The organism is Amycolatopsis endophytica (assembly GCF_013410405.1).
In the GTDB taxonomy this organism is placed as follows: domain Bacteria; phylum Actinomycetota; class Actinomycetes; order Mycobacteriales; family Pseudonocardiaceae; genus Amycolatopsis_E; species Amycolatopsis_E endophytica.
In genome coordinates this window covers 1,612,337-1,632,457 of sequence record NZ_JACCFK010000002.1, presented here as the reverse complement: position 1 = coordinate 1,632,457, position 20,121 = coordinate 1,612,337, and the positions used below count along the sequence as shown (strand labels likewise).

Here is a 20,121-nt window from a genome sequence, read left to right as displayed (position 1 = left end):
CGAAAGTGAGCGAATGAGACGCGTTATCCCGTTCGCGGGCGACGCCCTCGCCGCCGGCGCTGTCCTGTGCGCGTCGGCGGCCGGGGAATACCTGTTCTACGAGGACGCCGAGGGGGTGTCACTGGCGGAAGGCGAACTCGCCCGCGTCGAGGTGTACCGGGACCGGGTTTCGCTCGTGAACTCCGGCTCCCGCAGGGACTTCCCGGTGCACGGCACTCCACTGGCGACCGCGGGTTCGGTCCTGCGCGAGGTGGGCGGACGCGCCTACGGCTGGGTGGCGTTCGAGCTGTGCCTCGACTCGGCGGGCGGGGAACTCGCGCGTTTCCTGCTGCCACGGCGGGAGATCCGGATCTCCGGCGGCGAAGCCACCCTGCACGCCGCGACGGTCGCGGAACTCGACGATCTCGAACGACGGCTGGGCGACACGACGGCCACGCCGCTGCCGGGTGAGCGGATCGAGGTGGACACGCGCGACCACGGCGCGGCCGCCTACGAGAAGTCGGTGCTCGCCGCGCTCGACGAGATCCACGCGGGCAACCTGGACAAGGTCATCCTGTCGCGCTCGGTGCCCGTGCCCGGCGACCTGGACCTGCCGGCGACCTACCTCGCGGGGCGCCGCGCCAACGACCCCGCGCGGTCGTTCCTGCTGCGGCTCGGCGGCTGGGAAGCCGCCGGATTCAGCCCGGAGATCGTCGCGCGGGTGACCGCCTCCGGCACCGTGACGACCCAGCCGCTCGCCGGGACCCGCGCGCTGACCGGGGACGAAGACCGGGACGCGGCCGCGCTGGCCGAGCTGCTGCGGGATCCCAAGGAGGTTTTCGAACACGCCGTCTCGGTGCGCCTGGCCGCCGCGGAACTCGACGGGCTGTGCGAGCCCGGCACGGTCCGGGTCACCGAGTTCATGGACGTCCGGCGCCGTGGCAGCGTCCAGCACCTCGCGTCGCGGGTGATGGGTGACCTGCGGGCCGGTGTCGGCGCGTGGGACGCGCTGACCGGGCTGTTCCCGGCCGTCACCGCCTCCGGCATCCCGAAGGCGCAGGCCTGCGAGCTCCTGCACCGCCTCGAACCGGGGGAGCGCGGACTCTACAGCGGCGCGATCGTCGTCGCGGACTCCGATGGTGCTCTGGACGCCGCACTCGTGCTCCGCAGCTTGTTCCGGCATCGCGGCGAGACGTGGTTGCGGGCGGGCGCGGGTGTGGTCGGCCCGTCCACTCCCGCGCGGGAACTGGAGGAGACCCGGGAAAAGCTCGCCGCCGTCAGCCGGTACCTCGTGCCGGCCGCGGAATCCCTGCGGGCGGCGTCGTGACGCGGCTCAGGGTGGTCGTCGCCGGAACCGCGTTCGGGCGGATCTACCTCGACGCGGTGCGCGCCGCGCCGGAGGACTTCGAACTGACCGGCATCCTCGCGCGGGGCAGCGACTTCTCCCGGGACCTCGCGGCGCGTGAAGGGGTGCCGGTGTACACCGCGCCGGACCAGGTGCCCGACGCCGACATCGCCTGCGTCGTGGTGCGTTCCGGCGCGACCGGTGGTCCCGGCACCGACCTCGCGCGGGCGTTCCTGCGGCGCGGGATCCACGTCCTGCAGGAGCACCCCGTGCACACGGGCGAGATCGCCGAGACCCTGCGCGTGGCGCGCCAGGCGGACGCGGCGTACGCGGTGAACACGCTCTACCACGACATCGAACCGGTGCGCCGGTTCATCACCGCCGCGCGAGCGCTGCACCGCGAACAGGGGCTGGCTTACCTGGACGCGGCGTGCAACAGCCAGGTCGCCTACCCGCTGCTCGACGTGCTCGGCCGCATCACCGCAACGCTGCGGCCGTGGGCGTTCGGCCCGGCCGACGACGTCCCGGCCGACGTCGGCGCGGCGAGTGAGACCGCGCAGCCGTTCCGCACCCTGCACGCGGCGATCGGCGGAATCCCGGTGACGTTGCGGGTGCAGAACCAGGTCCACCCCGAGGACGCCGACAACCATTCCTACCTGCTGCACCGCATCTCGGCGGGCGCCGAGGGCGGTGTGCTGTCACTGGCCGACACACATGGACCCGTGCTGTGGAACCCGCGGCTGCACTCGCGCCGCGACGGCACCGGGCGCCTGGTGATGTCCGGGCCGGGCACCGAACGGCTGGCCGTGCCCACCACCTCGGTGCTCGGCGGGGAGCCCGGCACCTACCACGAGGTGTTCGCCGGACTCTGGCCCCGGGCGGTGCTGCGGTCGCTGCGGCGCCTCGCGGGCGATATCACCGAGCCCGCGCGTCGGGTACACAGTGGACAGTGGGCGCTCGCGGTGTCGCGGGCCTGGTCGGACCTGACCGCCGCGCTCGGCGTGCCCGAGCTGATCCGGCCCGGCGAACCGGCCGAACTGCCGATGGCGGTGCTCTCGTGAGCCGGTGCAGCCACGTCCTGGTGCGGGTGCACGATCTGCACCGCGCCGTGGCGGACTTCCGCGCGGCCGGGTTCGACGTGCACTACGCCACCGACGAGACCAAGGCGTTGCACGCGCACGTATGGTTCGCCGACGGCCCGATCATCGAACTGCTCACCACACCCCGCGCCGCGCGGCTGCTCCGGCTGCCGCTGGCGCTGATGTTCGGCCGCGGAGCCGGGCGCCGCATGGTGCGGTGGGCCCGGCAGGGCGAAGGGTTCTGCGATGTCGCGGTCCTGGTCGCCGACGACGATCTGGACCCGACGCGGAAGGCGCTGCGCGAGTCCGGCGTCGCGACGGCACGCGCGGTGCGCTGGACCCGCACCCGGCCCGACGGCGGCCGGACCCGGTTCCGCTTCTGCTACCCCCGCCGCGACCGCATCCCGTTCTTCGTCACGCCCTACGACCCGCCGCAGCACCCGCCGGAAACCACGCACGCCAACGGCGCGACCGCGCTGCGGACCGTCGTACTCGGCGCCGCGAGCGGCGACGAGCCCGCGCTGCGCCGTCTCGTCGGCACCGATCCCGGGTTCCGGATCGAGCCCGCCGACCGCACCGGTGTGCGTGCCGTCGAACTCGCCGGCCTGCGCGAACCGCCGGACCCGGCACTGCTCCACGGCGCCGTCGTGCTCCCCGCCACCCACTGATTCCCAGACCCCGGAGGTTTCCATGCCGTTCTCCCGCCGCGATCTCCTGCGCCTCGCGGGAGCGACCGGCGCCGCGGCGCTGCTCGCCGCCTGCGGCACCGGAGGGACCGGCGCCGCGCCGGCCCAGATGACGAACGCGCTCACCCCGCGCCGCGGAGGCACCTTCCGCGCCGCTTTCACCGGCGGTGCCGCGGCGGAGAGCCTGGACCCCTACGCCGGGGGGTCCGCCGTCGACTTCGTCCGCAACGACGTCATCTACGACTCGCTGTTCGTACTGGAAAACGGCGGCGCCGCGCCGTCGCTGGCGACCGGACTCGACACCGCCGCGGACGGCCGCTCGTTCGTGCTGCACCTGCGGGAAAACGTGCGCTGGCACGACGGATCCGCGTTCACCGCTCGTGATGTCGCCTACAGCTTCGGCTACATGGGCGACCCGGCCAGGGCCTACCCGAGCGAGCTGACCGGCTACCTCGACCTCGCCCACGTCGAGGTCGTCGACGACGCCACGGTGCGCGTACCGACCCTGACCCCCGTCGGCGATCCGGCCGTGCTGCTCGCCGCCTTTCCCGCGAAGATGGTCAAGGACGGCACCACGTCCATCACCGCGGAGACGGTCAACGGCACCGGCCCGTACCGCGTGACCGCGTTCGAGGCGGGACGCGAGACCCGGCTGGCCCGCTTCGACGGGTACTGGGGCGAGGCCGCGCCTGCCGACGAGCTGGTCCTGCTCAGCCTCACCGACGCCCAGGCGCAGGTCAACGCGGTCACCACCGGGCAGGCCGACTACACCGGCGACATCCCGTTCACCACGGCGAAGATCGGCACGACCGCCCCGGGCCTGGAGATCCGCACCGCGGGCCCGGCCACGCGCACCGGGTTCGCGTTCGTCCTCAACGCCACCAAGCCGCCGTTCGACGACTCGCGGGTACGGCGTGCCGTGCGGCTGGGCGTCGACCGGCAGGCGCTCGTGGACACCGTGTTCCTCGGGTTCGGGGTGCCGGGCAACGACCTGTTCGGCGCCGGCAGCCGCTACCACGACGACCGGGCGCCGCTGGCTCGCGACATCGAGGAAGCTCGCAGGCTGGTGGCCGAAGCCGGGGCGGGCGGGGTGAAGATCTTCGCCAGGACGGCGGAGTACCAGACCGGGTACAACGCGGCGACGCAGCTGTTCGCCGAGCAGATGAAGGAGATCGGGCTCGACGTCGAGGCGCAGGTGGTCGGCCTGTCGGAGTTCTTCGAACCGTCGGCGCTGGCCGAGGCGCACTCCGTCACCTTCGGCATGGGCACCTACCCGTTGCCGGTCGCCTACGGCAGGCTCAGCGGGATCCCGTCGCTGGTGCTGCCCGACGAGGACTTCGCCACCGCGCTCGCCGAGGCGATCGCCACCACGTCCGAGGACACCCGCGCGCAGGCGTGGCAGCGGCTGCAGGACCTGATGTTCGACAAGGGCAACACCGTGGTCTGGGGTGATGCCGACATCCTGAGCATGGCGAAGGCGAACGTCGCCGGTGTCGAGGTGCACGACCAGGCCCAGTACCCCTACCTCGGCAAGGCGGGACTGGCGTGACCGGTGCGCTGGCACGGACGTCGCGGCGGCTGGGCCTGAGCGCGGTCCTGCTGGTGCTGTTGTCCTTCGTGGTCTACGTGGGCGTGGATCTGCTGCCCGGTGACGCGGTGACCGCGCACCTGGGACCGAGCGCGTCGGCGGAGCGGGTCGCGCAGGCGCGGGCGAACCTCGGCCTGGACCGGCCGGTGCTGATCCGCTACCTCGACTGGGCGGGCGGGGCGCTGCACGGCGACTTCGGCCTGTCGGCGACCGGTCGCCCGGTCGGCGACATGCTGTCCGACCGGGTCGGCAACTCGGTGCTGCTGGCCGGGCTGGCCCTGCTCCTGCTGGTGCCGTTGTCGCTGGTGCTGGGTGTGGTGGCGGCGTGGCGTCGCGCGCGCGCCACCGACCGCGTGGTGTCCACGACGGCGCTGCTGCTGGTGTCGGTGCCGGAGTTCGTGATCGCCTCGGGCCTGGTCGTCGTGTTCGCGGTGCTGCTCCCGCTGCTGCCCGCGGTGTCGCTCGTGCCCGCCGGGAGCAGTCCGCTGAGCCGTCCGGAGGTCCTGGTGCTGCCGGTTCTCGGGTTGATGCTGCCCGGGCTCGCCTACGCGGTGCGCGTCATCCGCGGCACCGCCTTGTCCACTGTGGACTCCTCGCAGGCGGAGTTCCTGCGGTTGAGCGGGGTGCCGGGCCGGGTGGTGCTGCGGCGCGCCGTGGTGCCCGCGGTGCTGCCGGTCGCGGTGCAGGTGTGGGTGGTGACCGCGGTCGGGATGCTCGGGGGAGCGGTGCTGGTGGAGCGCGTGTTCGGGTATCCCGGGCTGGGCGAGCTGCTGGTGTCCTCGGTCCAGCTGGGCGATCTGCCGGTGGTGCAGGCGCTGGTACTGGTCCTCGGCGCGCTGACGTTGGGCGGGCTGGTGCTGGCGGACCTCGCCTCGACCCTGCTGACGCCCCGCCTGCGCGCGAGGGGTGCCCGGTGACCCGTCGACGTCGTGCCGGGGTGGCGGGGGCGGTACTGCTCCTGGCACTGATCGTGTGCGGGCCCCTGATCGCCGCGCATCCGGCGACCGCGCCGGTCGCTCCCGCGTTCTCGCCGCCGGGGACCGGCGGGCCCCTCGGCACCGACCAGCTGGGCAGGGACGTGCTCGCGCGGCTGCTGCACGGCAGCCTGCCGCTGCTGCTCACGAGCGTGCTCGGGGCGGTTCTCGGCACCGCGCTCGGCGCGCTCGCCGGGCTGTCCGGCGCGCTCGCCGCGATCCGCCACCCCCGGATCGAACCGCTGGTGACGCGCCCGCTGGACGTGCTCGCCGCGGTGCCGCCGATCCTCGTGCTGCTGCTGGTGCTCACCGCGCTGCCCAGCCGGACGGGGCTGGTGCTGGCGGTCGTGCTGTCCGGGCTGCCGTTGTCGGCGCGCGTGGCCAGGGCCGCCGCCGACCAGGTCACCGGACGCGCGCACGTGGAGGCGGCGCTGGCGAGGGGTGAGAGCTGGTGGTGGCTGCTGGGCCGTGAGGTGCTGCCGCTGGTCGGCGGCACGCTGCTGGCCGACCTCGGGCTGCGGTTCGTGACCGCCGTCTACCTGGTCGCCGCGGCGGGCTTCCTCGGACTGGGCACGGGTGATTCCGACTGGGGGCTGATGATCGTGGAAGCGCTGCCCGGGGCCGCGCTGCAGCCGTGGGCCCTGCTGGCGCCGATGATCGGTGTGGCGCTGCTGGCGGTCACGGCGAACCTGCTCGCCGACGGCGCCGGCGCCCGCGCGCGGGGGGTGCTCGCGTGACGCTGGTGGAGATCCGCGGGCTCACGCTCGCGACCGCGGACGGCCCGATCGTCGACGGCGTGGACCTGACCGTCGCCCCTGGCGAGGCGGTGGGTGTCGTCGGGCCGTCGGGGTCCGGCAAGACGAGCACCGCGCTCGCCGTGCTCGGGCACCTGCGCCCCGGCGTGCGGCACACCGGCGGCCGGGTGCTCGTGACCGGGCAGGACATGCTGCCGCGTCCGGCGCCTGGGATCCGCGGCGTGGTGACCGGCTACGTGGGGCAGGATCCGGGCGCGGCGCTCAACCCGTACGCGCGGGTCGGTGCCTTCCTGCGCGTGATGGCGGGCGGAGCAGCCGAGGTGGACCGGCTGCTCGCGCGCGTGGGGCTCGACGCCGGACTCGCGCACCGCTATCCGCACCAGCTCTCCGGCGGACAGCAGCAGCGGGTCGTCATCGCGGCGGCGCTGGCGCGGTCCCCGCGGCTGCTGGTGCTCGACGAACCGACCACGGCACTGGACCTGGTGGCCAAGCAGGAGGTGACCGGCGAGCTGGCCCGCCTGCGCGACGAGGGCATCGCCCTGCTGTGGATCAGCCACGACCTGGCGACCGTCGAGGCCGGAACCGACCGCGTCGTGGCCTTCGCGGGCGGACGGGTGGTGCCCGGCACTGCCGGTCCCGTCCGGCCCGCCGCGGTGCGTTCCACCACGGGCGGGATCGTGCTGGAGGGACGGTCGCTCACCGCGGCCCACGGACCACGCACCGTCTTGTCCGAAGTGGACTTCGCCGTGCGCGGCGGTGAATGCCTGGCCGTGCTGGGCACGTCCGGCGCGGGCAAGAGCACCCTCGCCCGGCGGATCGCCGGACTGCACCCCGGCGGAGGCACCGTCCTGCTCGACGGCGAAGCGCTGCCCGACGTGGTGCACCGGCGGGGCCGGGCCCAGCGCGCGGCGCTCGGCCTGGTGGCGCAGAGCCCCGTCGAGGCCCTGCATCCCCGCCAGACCGTGCGCACCGCGCTCGACCGTCCACTCCGGACGCTGCGCGGGATGCGTGACCGCGAAGCCCGCGCGAGCGAGATCACGCGCCTGCTCGAAGCCGTGCACCTGCCCGCCGGGTTCGCCGGGCGGCTGCCCGGGGAGCTGTCCGGCGGGCAGCGGCAGCGGGTGTCGATCGCCCGCGCGCTCGCGGCCGGTCCGCGGGTGCTGGTCTGCGACGAGCCCACCTCCGCGCTCGACGCCGCCACCGGCGCCGAAATCCTCGCCCTGCTGGGCGAACTGCGGGCCCGGCACGGTCTCGCCGTCGTCCTGATCACCCACGACGCCACCGTCGCGGTGTCGGCCGCCGACCGGCTGCTGGTGCTGGCCGACGGCCGCGTCACCGCCGACGGGCCGGTCCGTGAGCTGGTGCCCGGGCACGAGGACCCCGACCAGGCCGTGATCCGGCTGCTGGGCGGCTCGCGCCCGCTGTCCCCGACCCATCCGTGAGGAGAACCACGACATGACCGCGAGCGACATCGTCGCCGAACTGCGCAACCTCGGCGTGCAGCTGTGGGCCGAAGAGGGACAGCTGCGCTTCCGCGCCCCGCAGGGGGTGCTGACCGAGCAGCGGCGTTCCGCGCTCAAGGCGCACCGGGACGAGATCCGCGGCCTGCTCGAAGCCGAGCGCCCGGAGGTGGTCGCCGATCCGGATGCCCGGTACGAGCCCTTTCCGCTCACCGACGTGCAGACGGCGTACCTGCTCGGCCGCCGGTCCCCGTTCGGGTACGGGGGCGTGGCCTGCCACGGCTACCTGGAGGTGCACTACCCGGCGCTCGACCCGGACGCGGTGGAGCAGGCGTGGAACACCCTCATCGCCCGGCACGACATGCTGCGCGCGGTCATTTCCGAGGACGGCTACCAGCGGGTGCTCCCGGAGGTGCCCCGGTGCCGGGTCACCGTGGGCGAGGACCTGGCGGGTGCCCGGGAGGAGCTGGGGCACCGCGTCTACGACACCACGCGCTGGCCGCTGTTCGAACTGCGCATCACGCGCACCGGCGAGGGCGATGTGCTGCACTTCTCCCTCGACTCGCTGATCGCGGACTGGGCGAGCGCGGCGATCCTGTTCGACGAGCTGGACGCGCTGCTGGCCGGGGAACCCCTGCCCCCGCTGGACATCTCGTTCCGGGACTACCTGCTCGCCGAGCGCGGTCTGCGCGAAACCGCGCGGTACCACCGCGATCGTGACTACTGGCGCGGCAGGCTGGACGACCTGCCCGGCGCACCCGAACTGCCGCTGGCCACGCAGACCGCGACGACGGAGCCGGTCCGGTTCGCGCGGCACCGGTTCCGGATGCCGGAACGTGAGTGGGCGCGCCTGCGGGAGCGCGCCTCCGCGTACGGGATCACGCCGGGCAACACGGTGCTCGCCGCGTACGCGTCGGTCCTGGACCGCTGGAGCAGGCACGGCCGGTTCTCGCTGAGCGTGACCCTGTTGAACCGGCTCCCCCTGCACGAGCAGGTGGACCGGCTGGTGGGGGACTTCACGTCGGTGAGCGTGCTGGCCGTCGACGCGATGGCGGGCGTGCCCTTCCACGAACGCGCCCGCAACCTGGGCGCGCGGCTGTTCGCCGACCTCGACCACCGCTCCTACTCGGGTGTCGAGGTGCTGCGTGACCTGGCGCGGTCGCGGGGACGGGAGTCGGCGCTGCTGCCCGTGGTGTTCACCAGCGCGCTCGGGCTCGGGCCCGGCGACGCGCCGGCGAGCGGGCGGCGCCTGGGCGAGGGCATCACCCAGACCCCGCAGGTGTTCCTCGACTGCCAGGTCAACGACGGTGGCGGTGATCTGGTCGTGGACTGGGACGTGCGCCAGGGCATCTTCCCGGACGGTCTGGTCGACGACCTGTTCGCCGCCTTCACCGGTCTGCTCGAAACGCTGGCCGGGGACGAGGACCGGTGGGCCGACCGCGATCCCATCACCTTGCCCGCATGGCAGGCCGAAGAACGCGCGCAGGTCAACGCGACGGCGGCGCCGATGCGGGAACGCCTGCTGCACCGCGACTTCTTCGAGCAGGCATCACGCACGCCCGAGGCGGTCGCGGTGATGTCGCCCGCGGGGGAGCTGACCTACGGCGAGCTGGCCGGGCGGGCCGCGGCGGTGGCGGCCGGGCTGCGTGCCGCCGGAGCCGGTGCGGGCGATCGCGTCGCGGTGGTGATGGACAAGGGATCCGAGCAGGTCGCCGCGGTGTTCGGGGTGCTGCTCGCCGGGGGTGTCTACCTGCCCGTCGACACCACCCAGCCCGCGCTGCGCCGGGACCGGGTGATCCGGGCGGCCGGTGCGCGTCACGTGCTCACCCAGTCCTGGGTGGACGGTGTCGAGGGCATCCAGGTCGACCGGCTGGCCCCGGTTCCGGTGCCCGTGGTGCCGGACGGCGATCCCGCGGAGCCCGCCTACGTGATCTACACGTCGGGGTCCACCGGCGAGCCCAAGGGCGTGGTGATCAGCCACCGCGCCGCGCTCAACACGATCGACGACATCTCCGACCGGTTCGGGGTCGGCGCGGACGACCGGGTGCTCGGGCTGGCGCAGCTCGGATTCGACCTGTCGGTGTACGACATCTTCGGTCTCCTGGGCCGCGGCGGGGCGCTGGTGCTGCCGGATCCGGCGCGCGGTGCCGATCCCTCGCACTGGGCGGAGGTGGTCGCACGGCACGGCGTGACGGTGTGGAACTCGGTGCCGGCGCAGCTGGGGATGCTGACCGACTACCTGCGGCGGGAACCACGGCCGCTGCCCGGTCCGCGTCTGGCGATGCTGTCCGGCGACTGGATCCCGGTGTCGCTGCCCGACGAGGCCCGCGCACTGGTGCCCGGGCTGCGGGTGGTCTCCCTCGGTGGCGCGACCGAGGCTTCGATCTGGTCGATCGCGCACCCGGTCGAGGAGGTGCCGCCGGAGTGGACGAGCATCCCGTACGGGAAACCGTTGCGGAACCAGGGTTTCCGGGTGCTCGACGACGCCTTCCGCGACTGTCCGGTGTGGGCTGTCGGTGAGCTGTTCATCACCGGGGAAGGACTCGCGCTGGGCTACCTCGGCGACGCGGAACTGACCGCGGCGCGGTTCCTCACCCACCCGCGCGACGGGCAGCGGCTCTACCGCACCGGCGACCTCGGCCGCTACCTGCCCGGTGGGTCGATCGAGTTCCTCGGGCGCGAGGACGGGCAGGTCAAGATCCGGGGGCACCGGATCGAACTCGGCGAGGTCGAGGCCGCGATGCTGGCGCACCCGGCCGTCGGAGCCGCTGCCGCGGTGGTGACCGGCGAGGAGCGCGCGCTGCTGGGGTTCGCCGTGCCCGCGACCCGGGTACCCGAGGAGCCCGGTGACGATCGTCTGCGCCGTGCCGTGTCCCGCTTCGCCGACCGGGCATCCGCGGCGCTCGACCCCGCTTCGGTCAGCGCGTACGTGCACGACCTGCACCGGGCGTCCCGGCTGACGATGCTGCACGTCCTGCGCGACCGGGGCGCGCTCACGCGGGCCCAGAGCGCGGACGAGGTGCTCGACGCGGCCCGCGTGCACGAACGTCACCGGTGGCTGGTGCGCCGCTGGCTGGAATCACTGACCGCGGGCGGACTGGTCGAGCGGACCGCCGAGGGCTACCTGCCGCGCGTGGTCACCGACGCCGGGGCCCTCGCCGCGGCATGGGACCGGGTCGCCACCCACCGCGCGGACGGCCTGTGCACCGAGGACTTCGTCGCCTACCACCGGGCCCACGCCGACCGGCTCGACGCGCTGCTGGAGGACCGGCAGAACCCGTTCGAACTGCTCTTCCCCCAGGGCGACGCGGCCCCGGCGCGGGCGGTGTACCGCGACGACTCCGCCGCGCGGTACCTCAACGCCGGAGCCGCGGGGGTCCTGCACCGGATCGCCGCGGGGCACCGCGAGGACCGGCCGTTGCGTGTGCTGGAACTGGGCGCGGGCACCGGCGCGACCACGGCGTCGGTGCTGCCGCTGCTGGACGGGTTCGACGTGGACTACCGGTTCACCGACCTCACGGCTTTCTTCCTGCCCGAGGCGCAGCGGGAGTTCGGCACGCATCCGGGTGTCCGGTTCGGACTGTTCGATGTGGATGGCGACATCCGGGCGCAGGGACTGACCCCGAACTCGGCCGACGTGGTGCTGTGCGCGGGAATGCTCAACAGCGCGCGGGACACCGCCGCCGCGCTGCGCACCGTCACGGAGCTGCTGGCGCCGGGGGGCTGGCTGGTGTTCACCGAGCCGACGGCCGAGCTGCCGAACATCCTGCTCACCCAGGGGTTCATGATGGAACCCGCCCGCGGTGACCGCGACCACGGCGAGGCTCCTCTGCTGTCCACGGGGCAGTGGCGCGACCTCCTCGACGGCATCGGCGCACGTGAGGTGCTGTGCCTGCCCGAGGACGGGCACGCACTCGCCCCGCACGGGATGCACGTCTTCGCCGCCCGGGTCAAAGTGGACAGACAGCCGGTGACGCCGCGGCAGCTGAGCACCTTCCTCGCCGATCGGCTCCCCGCGCACATGGTGCCGTCGCACCTGCAGATCGTCGACGCGCTCCCGGTCACCGCGAACGGCAAGATCGACCGCCGCACGCTCGCCGGATGGCGGCCCGCGGAAGCCGAAACGGGTCCGGCGTCCACCGAGACCGGCGACGAGCTGGAGCAGCGGTTGTCGGCGCGGTGGGCGGCCGCGCTGGGTATCTCGGCGATCGGCCGGGACGAGAGCTTCTACGACCGCGGCGCGGATTCGCTGATCATGGCGAGAATGGCGGGCCGCCTGCGGGAGGAGGTGCCCGAGGCGGCCGGGTTCGCCTACGACACCCTGCTGCGGCAGATGCTCAACGAGCCGACGGTGGCGGCCCTGGCGCGGGCCCTGCGCGAAGGTGACGGCACGGTCGTGCCCGAGCCGCGACGGGCCACGCGCGGCAACTCGCTGCTGGTGCCCTTCGGCGGCGGGGACGAGGGGCCGGTGCGGGTGCTGTTCCACGCCGCACTCGGCACCATGGACTACTTCCAGGCCATCGGCGGCGCACTGGCGGACCAGAACCTCGGGCCCGTCACCGGCATGGCCGTCGCGGACGCCGAGACCTACGTGGCGATCCCGCCGTCGAAGCTGCTGCCCGCCGTCGCCGACGACTACGCGCGGCGCCTGGCCGACGAGGGGCACACGCGCTTCCAGCTGATCGGCTACTGCCTGGGCGGGCTGCTCGCGGTCGAGGTCGCGCGGCGGCTCACCGAGCGCGGGCTGGAAGTCACCGATCTCACGCTGGTCGATTCCATCCCGATGTTCGTCGAGACCGACGAGGAACTGGCCTTCGAGTCGATCTTCGTGCCGAACCTCGACCTCGACCCGGTGGCCACCGTGTTCGGCCCCGCCGTCGCCGCCGAGGACGTCTACCGCGCGATCGACCTGCTGATGACCGAGCACGGGGGCCGGGTGCCCGCCGGAGCGCTGGCCGCGGTGAGCGGCGATCCGGGGCTCGACGCGGTCGCGGCGGCGGCGCGGGAACGCTCCGCCGTGCCCCAGGAGGAACGGCTCGCCGGATACGCGCGGGCGGCGGCCGAACGCGCGGGCGTGCCGGTGGACCCGGAGCTGGTGCCCGCGCTGTTCCGGGTGTGCCGTCACAGCATGATCGCGGCGCGGTTCGACCCCGAGCCCTACGCCGGGGACATGACCTTCCTGCGCGCCGCCGAACAGCAGTCGTTCGGCATCTCCGCCGGGGTGGGGCACCTCGCGGCGCCGTTCTGGGAGCGGGCCTGCCTGGGCCGCTTCACGGTGCTCGACGTGCCCGGCAACCACTTCAGCGTGATCGAACCGCCACACGTGTCCACCGTGGCGGACCACCTGGCCGCGCCGCTGCGCGCGGCCGGACCCCGAGAGGAGGCACGACCGTGACCGATGTCGTCGAGGCGACGGCGAGGCCCGCCGCGGCAAGCACCACCGAACCCCCGCCCGCCGCGCCCACGGCAGCCGCGTTGAAGGAGCTTCGCCGCCCCGTCCGCGGGCTCACCGTCACCGGCGTCGTGCTCGGCGCGGTCGGTGCGCTGACCCAGCTCGTGCCGTTCGCCGGGATCGCCGAGCTGGCCCGGGTGCTGCTCGCCCCCGGGCCGCTGGACTCCGGCCGCGTCGTCACCACCGCGCTGGTGATCGCGATCGGACTGGTCCTCGGCTGGAGCTGCACCGGCGCCGCCCTGTCGGTGACCCACGTGGCCGACGGGAAGTTGCAGGCGATCCTGCGCCGCCGCATGGTGGCGCGGCTGGGGCGGGTCGAGCTGGGCTGGTACGGCGGCACCAACTCCGGCGCCGTCCGCAAGGCCGCGCTCGACGACATCGACGACCTGCACCACCTCGTCGCGCACCACGACGTCGAGCTGGCCGGTGCGATCGTGCTGCCGCTGGGTGGGCTCGCCTACCTGGTGTGGGTGGACTGGCGGCTGGCGCTGCTGGCGATCGTGACGCTGCCGGTCTACCTCGTCGCCTACGCGTTCATGATGCGTGGCTTCGCCGAGAAGATGACCGCGATGGACACCGGGTTCGCCAGGGTCAGCTCGGCGATCGCCGAGTTCGTGCACGGCATCGCGGTGGTCAAGGTCTTCGGCCGCACCAACAAGGCACACGAGGGCTACCGTCGCGCGGTCACCGGGTACGCCTCGAAGTATGCCGGGTGGGTGCGGCCCGTGCTGCGGCTGGAGGCGTTCACGTCGATGGCGCTGTCGGTGCCGGTGATCGCGCTGGCCGGGCTTCTCGGCGGGACCTGGTTCGTCGCGGCGGGGTGGGTCGAGCCGGTGGACGTGCTGGCCGAGGTGCTCGTCGCGGTGGTCATCCCGTCCACGCTGCTGACGATCAACCAGGGACTCACCGCGCAGCGCAAGGCGGTCGCGGCCGCGGGCCGCATCACGAGCCTGCTCACCACGCCCGAACTCCCCGTGTCCACTCAGCCGCGCGAGCCCGCTGGCGCCGAGGTCGTGTTCGACGGGGTGTCCTTCGCCTACGCCGACGGGGCGCCGGTGCTGCACGAGGTGGACCTGGTCTGCCGTCCCGGCACCGTCACCGCACTGGTGGGCAGCTCCGGTGCGGGCAAGTCCACGCTCGCGAAGCTGGTGCCCCGCTTCCACGACGTGACCGCCGGTGCCGTCCGGGTCGGCGGGGCCGACGTCCGTGACGTGCTGCCGGAGGAGCTGTACCGCCACGTCGGGTTCGTGCTGCAGGACGTGCAGCTGCTGCACGGCACGGTCGCGGACAACCTGCGGCTGGGACGGCCATCCGCCACCGAGGACGAACTGGTCGCGGCCGCGACCGCGGCGCGCATCCACGACCGGATTCTGCGCCTGCCCCGCGGCTACGACTCGGTGATCGGCGAGGACGCGGTGTTCTCCGGCGGCGAGGCGCAGCGGGTGTCGATCGCTCGGGCGCTGCTCGCCGACACCCCGGTCCTCGTCCTCGACGAAGCCACCGCGCACGCCGATCCGGAGTCCGAGGCCGAGATCCAGGACGCCCTGTCCGCGATCGCGCGCGACCGCACCGTGCTGGTGATCGCGCACCGGCTGTCCACCATCACGGGTGTCGACCAGATCGTCGTGCTCGACGAAGGCCGCGTGGCCGAACGGGGCACGCACCGGCAGCTGCTGGCCCGCGATGGCCGTTACGCGCGGATGTGGTCCGCCCACCACGGCGAGGGGAACGACGCATGATCCGGCACCTGTCGAGGATTCTGGGCCCGGCCCACCGGCGCGAGCTGCGCGTCTACCTGGCCTGGCTGGTGGCCTACGCGGTGCTGGAGGGCATCGCGATGGCGTTCCTGGTGCCCGTGCTGCGGGCGTTGCTCGTCGGTGACACGGGGGGCGCGCTGCGCTGGTCCGGCGCCCTCGCGGCCGCCGTGGTGGTCACCTGCGTGGCCCGCTACCAGCAGGCGATGAAGGGTTTCGCGCTCGCGCTGGTCACGCTCGAAACGCTGCACGAACGGCTCGGCGACCACGTGGCGCGGCTGCCGCTGGGGTGGTTCAGCTCCGAGAAGGTGGGGCGGCTTTCCCGCAGCGCCACCAACGGCACGTTCATGGTCACCAACGTGTTCGCCCACATGCTCACGCCCGTGGTGAGCGGCGTGCTCACCCCGGCCACCGTCGCGGTCGCGATGCTCGTCCTGGACTGGCGGCTCGGGCTGGTCGCGCTGGTGGTCTCGCCGCTGCTGTACCTGACCTACCGGTGGTCCTCGACCTGGGTGGGCCGTGCGGAGGAGCAGAAGGACGCGGCGAGCGCCACGGCGGGCAGCCGGGTGGTGGAGTTCGCCCGCACCCAGCCGACGCTGCGTGCCTTCGGCCGCGGCGTGTCCGGGTACCGGCCGCTGGACGAGGCGATCGAGGCGCAGAAGGTCGCCGGCGGGCGGATGCTGGCCGAGACGATGCCGAAGCTGCTGGCCAACGGGCTGGTGATCCAGCTGGCCTTCGCCGCGCTCGTCGCCGTCGGCGTGGTGCTGGTGCTGAACTCGGCGATCGATCCGGTGTCACTGGTGGCGCTGCTCGCGCTGGCCGCGCGGTTCGTCGGCCCGCTCACCGAGGCCGCCGGGCACAGCGGGATGCTGCGGATGGCGGGCAACGACCTGCGCAGGCTGGCCGCGATCTTCGACGAGGAACCGTTGCCGGAGAAGGCGGAGTCCGCGCCGCTGTCCCGGCCGGGACAGCTGGAGCTGGAGTCGGTGACCTTCGGGTACCGGCCGGGCGAGCCGGTGCTCGCGGACGTGTCGCTCACCGTCGCGCCGCACACGATGACCGCCGTGGTGGGTCCGTCGGGTTCGGGCAAGACCACGATCACCCGCCTGCTGATGCGGTTCTTCGACGTGGACGCGGGCGTGGTCCGGGTCGGCGGCGTGGACGTGCGCGATCTGTCCACCGAGGACCTGATGCGCCAGCTGTCCGTGGTGCTGCAGGACGTCTACCTCTTCGACGACACCCTGGAGGGCAACATCCGGGTCGGGCGCGCGGACGCGACCGACGAGGAGGTGCGGGAGGCCGCGCGGCTGGCCGGGGTGGACGAGATCGTCGCGCGCCTGCCGCTGGGCTGGCGGACACCGGTCGGCGAAGGCGGGACCGCGCTCTCCGGCGGGGAGCGGCAGCGGGTGTCGGTCGCGCGGGCGCTGGTCAAGCGGGCGCCGATCGTGCTGCTGGACGAGGCGACGGCGGCGCTCGACCCGGAGAACGAGCGGTACGTGCGCGAGGCGCTGCGTACCCTGATGCGGACCTCGACGCTGCTGGTCATCGCGCACCAGCTGCCGACGGTGGTGGCCGCGGACCAGATCGTGGTGCTCGACGGCGGACGGGTCGCCGAGCGCGGCACGCACGAGGACCTGTTGGCCGCGGGCGGGCGCTATGCCGAGTTCTGGCGGGAACGCAGCCGCAGCCAGGGCTGGCGGCTGGTGCCGGAGCAGGGCCGGTGACCGGCCCGGTCGCGGTCGTCGGCGGCTACGGCGACGTGGGTGCGGCGGCCTGCCGTCGTCTCGCGGACGCCGGGGTGCCGCTCCGGATCGGGGGCCGGGATCCGGGTGCGGCGCAGCGGTTCGCCGCCACTCTCGGCGCCGATCACGCCGCCGTCGACTTCACCGACGAGTCCTCGGTGGACACTTTCGCGAACGGCTGCGCCGTGTTGCTCAACTGCGCCGGTCCTTCACGTGCGGTGGGGGACAGCCTCGTTCGCGGGGCCGAGCGCGCGGGAGCGGACTACGTGGACGTCGCCGGTGACGACCCGCTGTACGCGCGGCTCGGCTCCACCGGAATTCGCGCGGTGCTCTCGGCGGGGTTGCGGCCGGGGCTCACCGGCCTGCTCCCGCGGGCGCTGGCGTCGCGGGCGGGCGCGGTGCGTGATCTCGTCCTGCAGGTCGGTGTCCGGGACCGGTTCACGCGGGTGTCGGCGGCCGAATACCTCGACGCCGGGGCGGCGCGGGTGCTCGCGGGCTGGGACCACGGCCCGAAGGCGGGCCTGCTGACCCGTCACGAGGACACGGAACTGCCGTTCTTCCCCGGCACCGTGACGGCGATCCCGCTGCTCAGCGGTGAGGACGAACGGGTGGCGCTGGCACTGGGTCTGGTGCGGGGCGAGTGGTGGTCGGTCGTCCACGGTGAGCACGTCCGCGCCGCCTTCGGCCGGGTGCACGCGGTGGACCGCGACGAGGCCGTGGCGGCGCTGTGCCGGGCGAGCGAACTGGACCTCGCCGGAGGCGAGACGTCGGTGACGATCGTCGCCCGCGCGGAATCCGGGACCGCGGTGCTGACCGCGCCCGGCAACGCGGCGGCGACGGGAACGGTGGCCGCGTTCGCGGTACAGGCCGTGCTGCGCGGTGACGTCCCGCCCGGCAGGCACTACGCGGCCGAGGTGCTCGATCCCGAACGCCTGCTGGCCTCGGATCCCGCGATCCACGTCGAGTACCTGGCCGAAGCGGCGACCACCGTCGAGGAGGGTGTGTTGTGAGCGAGGACCTGAGACGTCTCGGCCTGGCCGGGCTCGGCGCGATGACCCGGCTGCTCACCGCGGCCCGCACGTCGGGCACGGCCGAGGAGTTCGGTCAGGCACTGCGCGTCGCGCCCCGGCACGTTTGGTTGCTGGAGCGCTGGCTGCTCTCGTTGACCGGTGCGGGCGTTTTCTCCCGTCACGGCGCGGAATACCGCTTCACCGTCGCACCCGAGCCCGTCGAGCGCGGCGAGCTGGCGGAGGCGTACGCGCGGCTCGGGTTCCCGCCGCTGATGGCGGAGCTGCACGCGCGGGCGCTGGACCGGCTGCCGGAACTGCTGCGTGACGAGGTGCGCATCCAGGACCTGCTGTTCTCCGGTACCGACGCGGCGGACGCGCTCGCCGCGTACCAGACCAACGTGTTCACCGACCGGCTCAACGCGCGGTGCGCGGAGATCGTGCGGGCGGCGGCCCCGGCGCGGATCGTGGAACTGGGCGGGGGAACCGGCCGCACCACGGCCGCGGTCCTGGACGCGCTCGGTGGCCCACCGCCGGGGTATGTCTTCACCGACGTCTCGCGGCTGTTCACCGTCGCCGCGGCCGAACGGTTCGGGGTCCAGGCCCGGCCGCTGGACCTCAACCGGCCGTTCAGCGAGCAGGAGTTCGCGCCCGGCTCGGCCGACGTGATCGTGGCGGGCAACGTTCTGCACAACGCGGTCCACATCGGACAGACGCTGCTCCGGATCAGGGATCTGCTCGTGCCCGGCGGGGCACTGGTGTTCACCGAGTCGGCCGGCGACGATCCGGCCGTGCTCACCGGGATGCAGTTCCTGCTCTCGCCCCCGGCCGGGACACCCGTGCCGCGTGGTGGCGCGTTCTTCCTCAGCGAGGCCGAATGGCGCACCGAGCTGGCCGCCGCGGGTTTCACCGTCGCCGACGTCACGTCGGAAGCCGGTGGGCAGCGGTTGTTCCACGCGCGCACCAGCACGGGCGCGACGGTGCCGGACACGCTCGGGCACGGGGCCGGGCGGATCGCGGTCTTCCTCCCGGACCCGGCGCTCTTCCCGGACGCCGTGCTGCGTGCCGACCCCGCCACCCACCCGGCGAAGGCGCTCGCCCTGCTGGAGGACGAGGAAATCACCACCGCCGTCCTCCCGGCCGGGCTCGCCCGATCACTACCCCACGCTCCCGCCGCGGGCCTGACCGATCTCGACCGGCTCGGCCGGGTCGTCGTCGACGGCCCGCTCGCCCCGGAGGACACAGCGGCGTGGGCCGCCCTCGGGGTCGACGTGGTGGCCGCGGGCGGAGACAACGGTCCGGACCCGGCGGAAGCGGCAGCGCACGCGGCCGACGCGGAGATCGCCGTCCTCGGCCCCGATCGCGGGATCGCCGCTCTGGACCTGGTCAGCCGGGCGGCACTGCTGTCGATGCGGGAAACCGTCGGCGAGGCCGCGCCACGGCACCGCGGCCTGCTGCGCCGCTGGGCCGCCGCGCTCGACGAGCACGGACCGTTCGGTCCGGACGAATCACCGGAGAAAGCCTGGGAGTCCGCCGAACGGACGTGGCGGGAGGTACATGGCACGACGGCCACGGTCGACTACGCCCGCGCTTGTGCTCGCGCGCTGCCGGCGCTGCTGTCCGGCGAGTGCGATCCCGTTCCGCTGCTCTTCCCGGAGGGGCGGATGGACCTGGCGCGCGAGATCTACCGGGAGGCCGTCACGGCCCGGTACCAGCACCGCGCGGTCGCGGCACTGGTCGCCGGTCTGGTGGCCCGCCGCGGTGGCGCGCGCATCCTGGAGGTCGGCGGCGGCACCGGCGCCACCACCTCGGTCGTGCTGCCCGCACTGGCAGCGCACCGGGTGGACTACCTGTTCACCGACGTGTCGCGCTATTTCGTCGACCAGGCACGGGAACGGTTCGGTGACACCGTCCGTTACGGACTGTACGATGTGGACAAGGAGCCGCCGGGTCTCGGCACGTTCGACATCGTGCTGGCCGGCGGAGTCCTCAACGCCGCGGCCGACACCGATCGCAGCGTGGGGTACCTGACGAGCCTGCTCGCCCCGGGCGGCTGGCTGGTGCTGACCGAACCCACCGCCGAGGAGCCGTGGGTGCTCACCTCGCAGGCGTTCCTGCTCACCGAACCGTCCGACGCCCGCGCCGGCACCGGAACCACGTTCCTCACGCTGCCACAGTGGAACGCGGTGCTCGACCGCGCCGGGCTGGAGCGTGCGCTGGAACTGCCGCCGCCGGGCCATCCACTCGAACGCCTGGGCCACCGAATCTTCGGTGCCCGGCGGCGCTGACAACAGGGAGCG

General features: G+C 73.8%; 12 protein-coding genes. All 12 read left to right on the top strand.

Annotation, left to right across the window (positions count from 1 at the left end):
• The first annotated feature begins 13 nt into the window (after positions 1 to 13).
• Genes HNR02_RS33240 through HNR02_RS33185 form a run of 12 tightly spaced genes read left to right on the top strand, consistent with a single transcriptional unit; the run spans position 14 to position 20,109 of the window.
• Positions 14 to 1,306, top strand: coding sequence for a salicylate synthase (locus HNR02_RS33240; protein WP_179777556.1), 1,293 nt, complete (start codon positions 14 to 16; stop codon positions 1,304 to 1,306).
• Positions 1,303 to 2,385: a Gfo/Idh/MocA family oxidoreductase gene (locus HNR02_RS33235; RefSeq protein ID WP_312861268.1), complete on the top strand. Its 1,083-nt coding sequence runs from the start codon at positions 1,303 to 1,305 to the stop codon at positions 2,383 to 2,385. The genes HNR02_RS33240 and HNR02_RS33235 overlap by 4 nt, the downstream gene beginning before the upstream one ends.
• Positions 2,382 to 3,071 carry a VOC family protein gene (locus HNR02_RS33230; RefSeq protein WP_179777555.1) on the top strand — a complete coding sequence of 230 codons (690 nt, stop codon included), beginning with the start codon at positions 2,382 to 2,384 and terminating at the stop codon, positions 3,069 to 3,071. The genes HNR02_RS33235 and HNR02_RS33230 overlap by 4 nt, the downstream gene beginning before the upstream one ends.
• Positions 3,072 to 3,093: 22 nt before the next feature.
• Positions 3,094 to 4,638 carry an ABC transporter substrate-binding protein gene (locus tag HNR02_RS33225; protein ID WP_179777554.1) on the top strand — a complete coding sequence of 515 codons (1,545 nt, stop codon included), beginning with the start codon at positions 3,094 to 3,096 and terminating at the stop codon, positions 4,636 to 4,638.
• Complete coding sequence (locus HNR02_RS33220) at positions 4,635 to 5,594, top strand: ABC transporter permease (protein ID WP_312861267.1); 960 nt, start codon at positions 4,635 to 4,637, stop codon at positions 5,592 to 5,594. The genes HNR02_RS33225 and HNR02_RS33220 overlap by 4 nt, the downstream gene beginning before the upstream one ends.
• The gene (locus HNR02_RS33215; RefSeq protein ID WP_312861266.1) at positions 5,591 to 6,388 is read left to right on the top strand and encodes an ABC transporter permease; all 798 of its coding nucleotides are present in this window, start codon (positions 5,591 to 5,593) and stop codon (positions 6,386 to 6,388) included. The genes HNR02_RS33220 and HNR02_RS33215 overlap by 4 nt, the downstream gene beginning before the upstream one ends.
• A complete protein-coding gene (locus tag HNR02_RS33210; RefSeq protein WP_179777553.1) occupies positions 6,385 to 7,848 on the top strand; it encodes an ABC transporter ATP-binding protein in 1,464 nt (487 codons plus the stop codon). The genes HNR02_RS33215 and HNR02_RS33210 overlap by 4 nt, the downstream gene beginning before the upstream one ends.
• 13 nt (positions 7,849 to 7,861) lie before the next feature.
• The gene (locus HNR02_RS33205) at positions 7,862 to 13,261 is read left to right on the top strand and encodes a non-ribosomal peptide synthetase (RefSeq protein WP_179777552.1); all 5,400 of its coding nucleotides are present in this window, start codon (positions 7,862 to 7,864) and stop codon (positions 13,259 to 13,261) included.
• A complete protein-coding gene (locus HNR02_RS33200) occupies positions 13,258 to 15,057 on the top strand; it encodes an ABC transporter ATP-binding protein (protein ID WP_179777551.1) in 1,800 nt (599 codons plus the stop codon). The genes HNR02_RS33205 and HNR02_RS33200 overlap by 4 nt, the downstream gene beginning before the upstream one ends.
• Positions 15,054 to 16,796, top strand: a complete 1,743-nt coding sequence (locus HNR02_RS33195; protein WP_179777550.1) for an ABC transporter ATP-binding protein — start codon at positions 15,054 to 15,056, stop codon at positions 16,794 to 16,796. The genes HNR02_RS33200 and HNR02_RS33195 overlap by 4 nt, the downstream gene beginning before the upstream one ends.
• Entirely contained in the window at positions 16,793 to 17,824 is a 1,032-nt protein-coding gene (locus tag HNR02_RS33190; RefSeq protein WP_179777549.1) for a saccharopine dehydrogenase family protein, read from the top strand. Before HNR02_RS33195 ends, HNR02_RS33190 begins: the two co-directional genes overlap by 4 nt.
• On the top strand, positions 17,821 to 20,109 hold the full coding sequence (locus HNR02_RS33185) for a class I SAM-dependent methyltransferase (protein ID WP_179777548.1): 2,289 nt from the start codon (positions 17,821 to 17,823) through the stop codon (positions 20,107 to 20,109). Before HNR02_RS33190 ends, HNR02_RS33185 begins: the two co-directional genes overlap by 4 nt.
• Positions 20,110 to 20,121 lie beyond the last annotated feature (12 nt).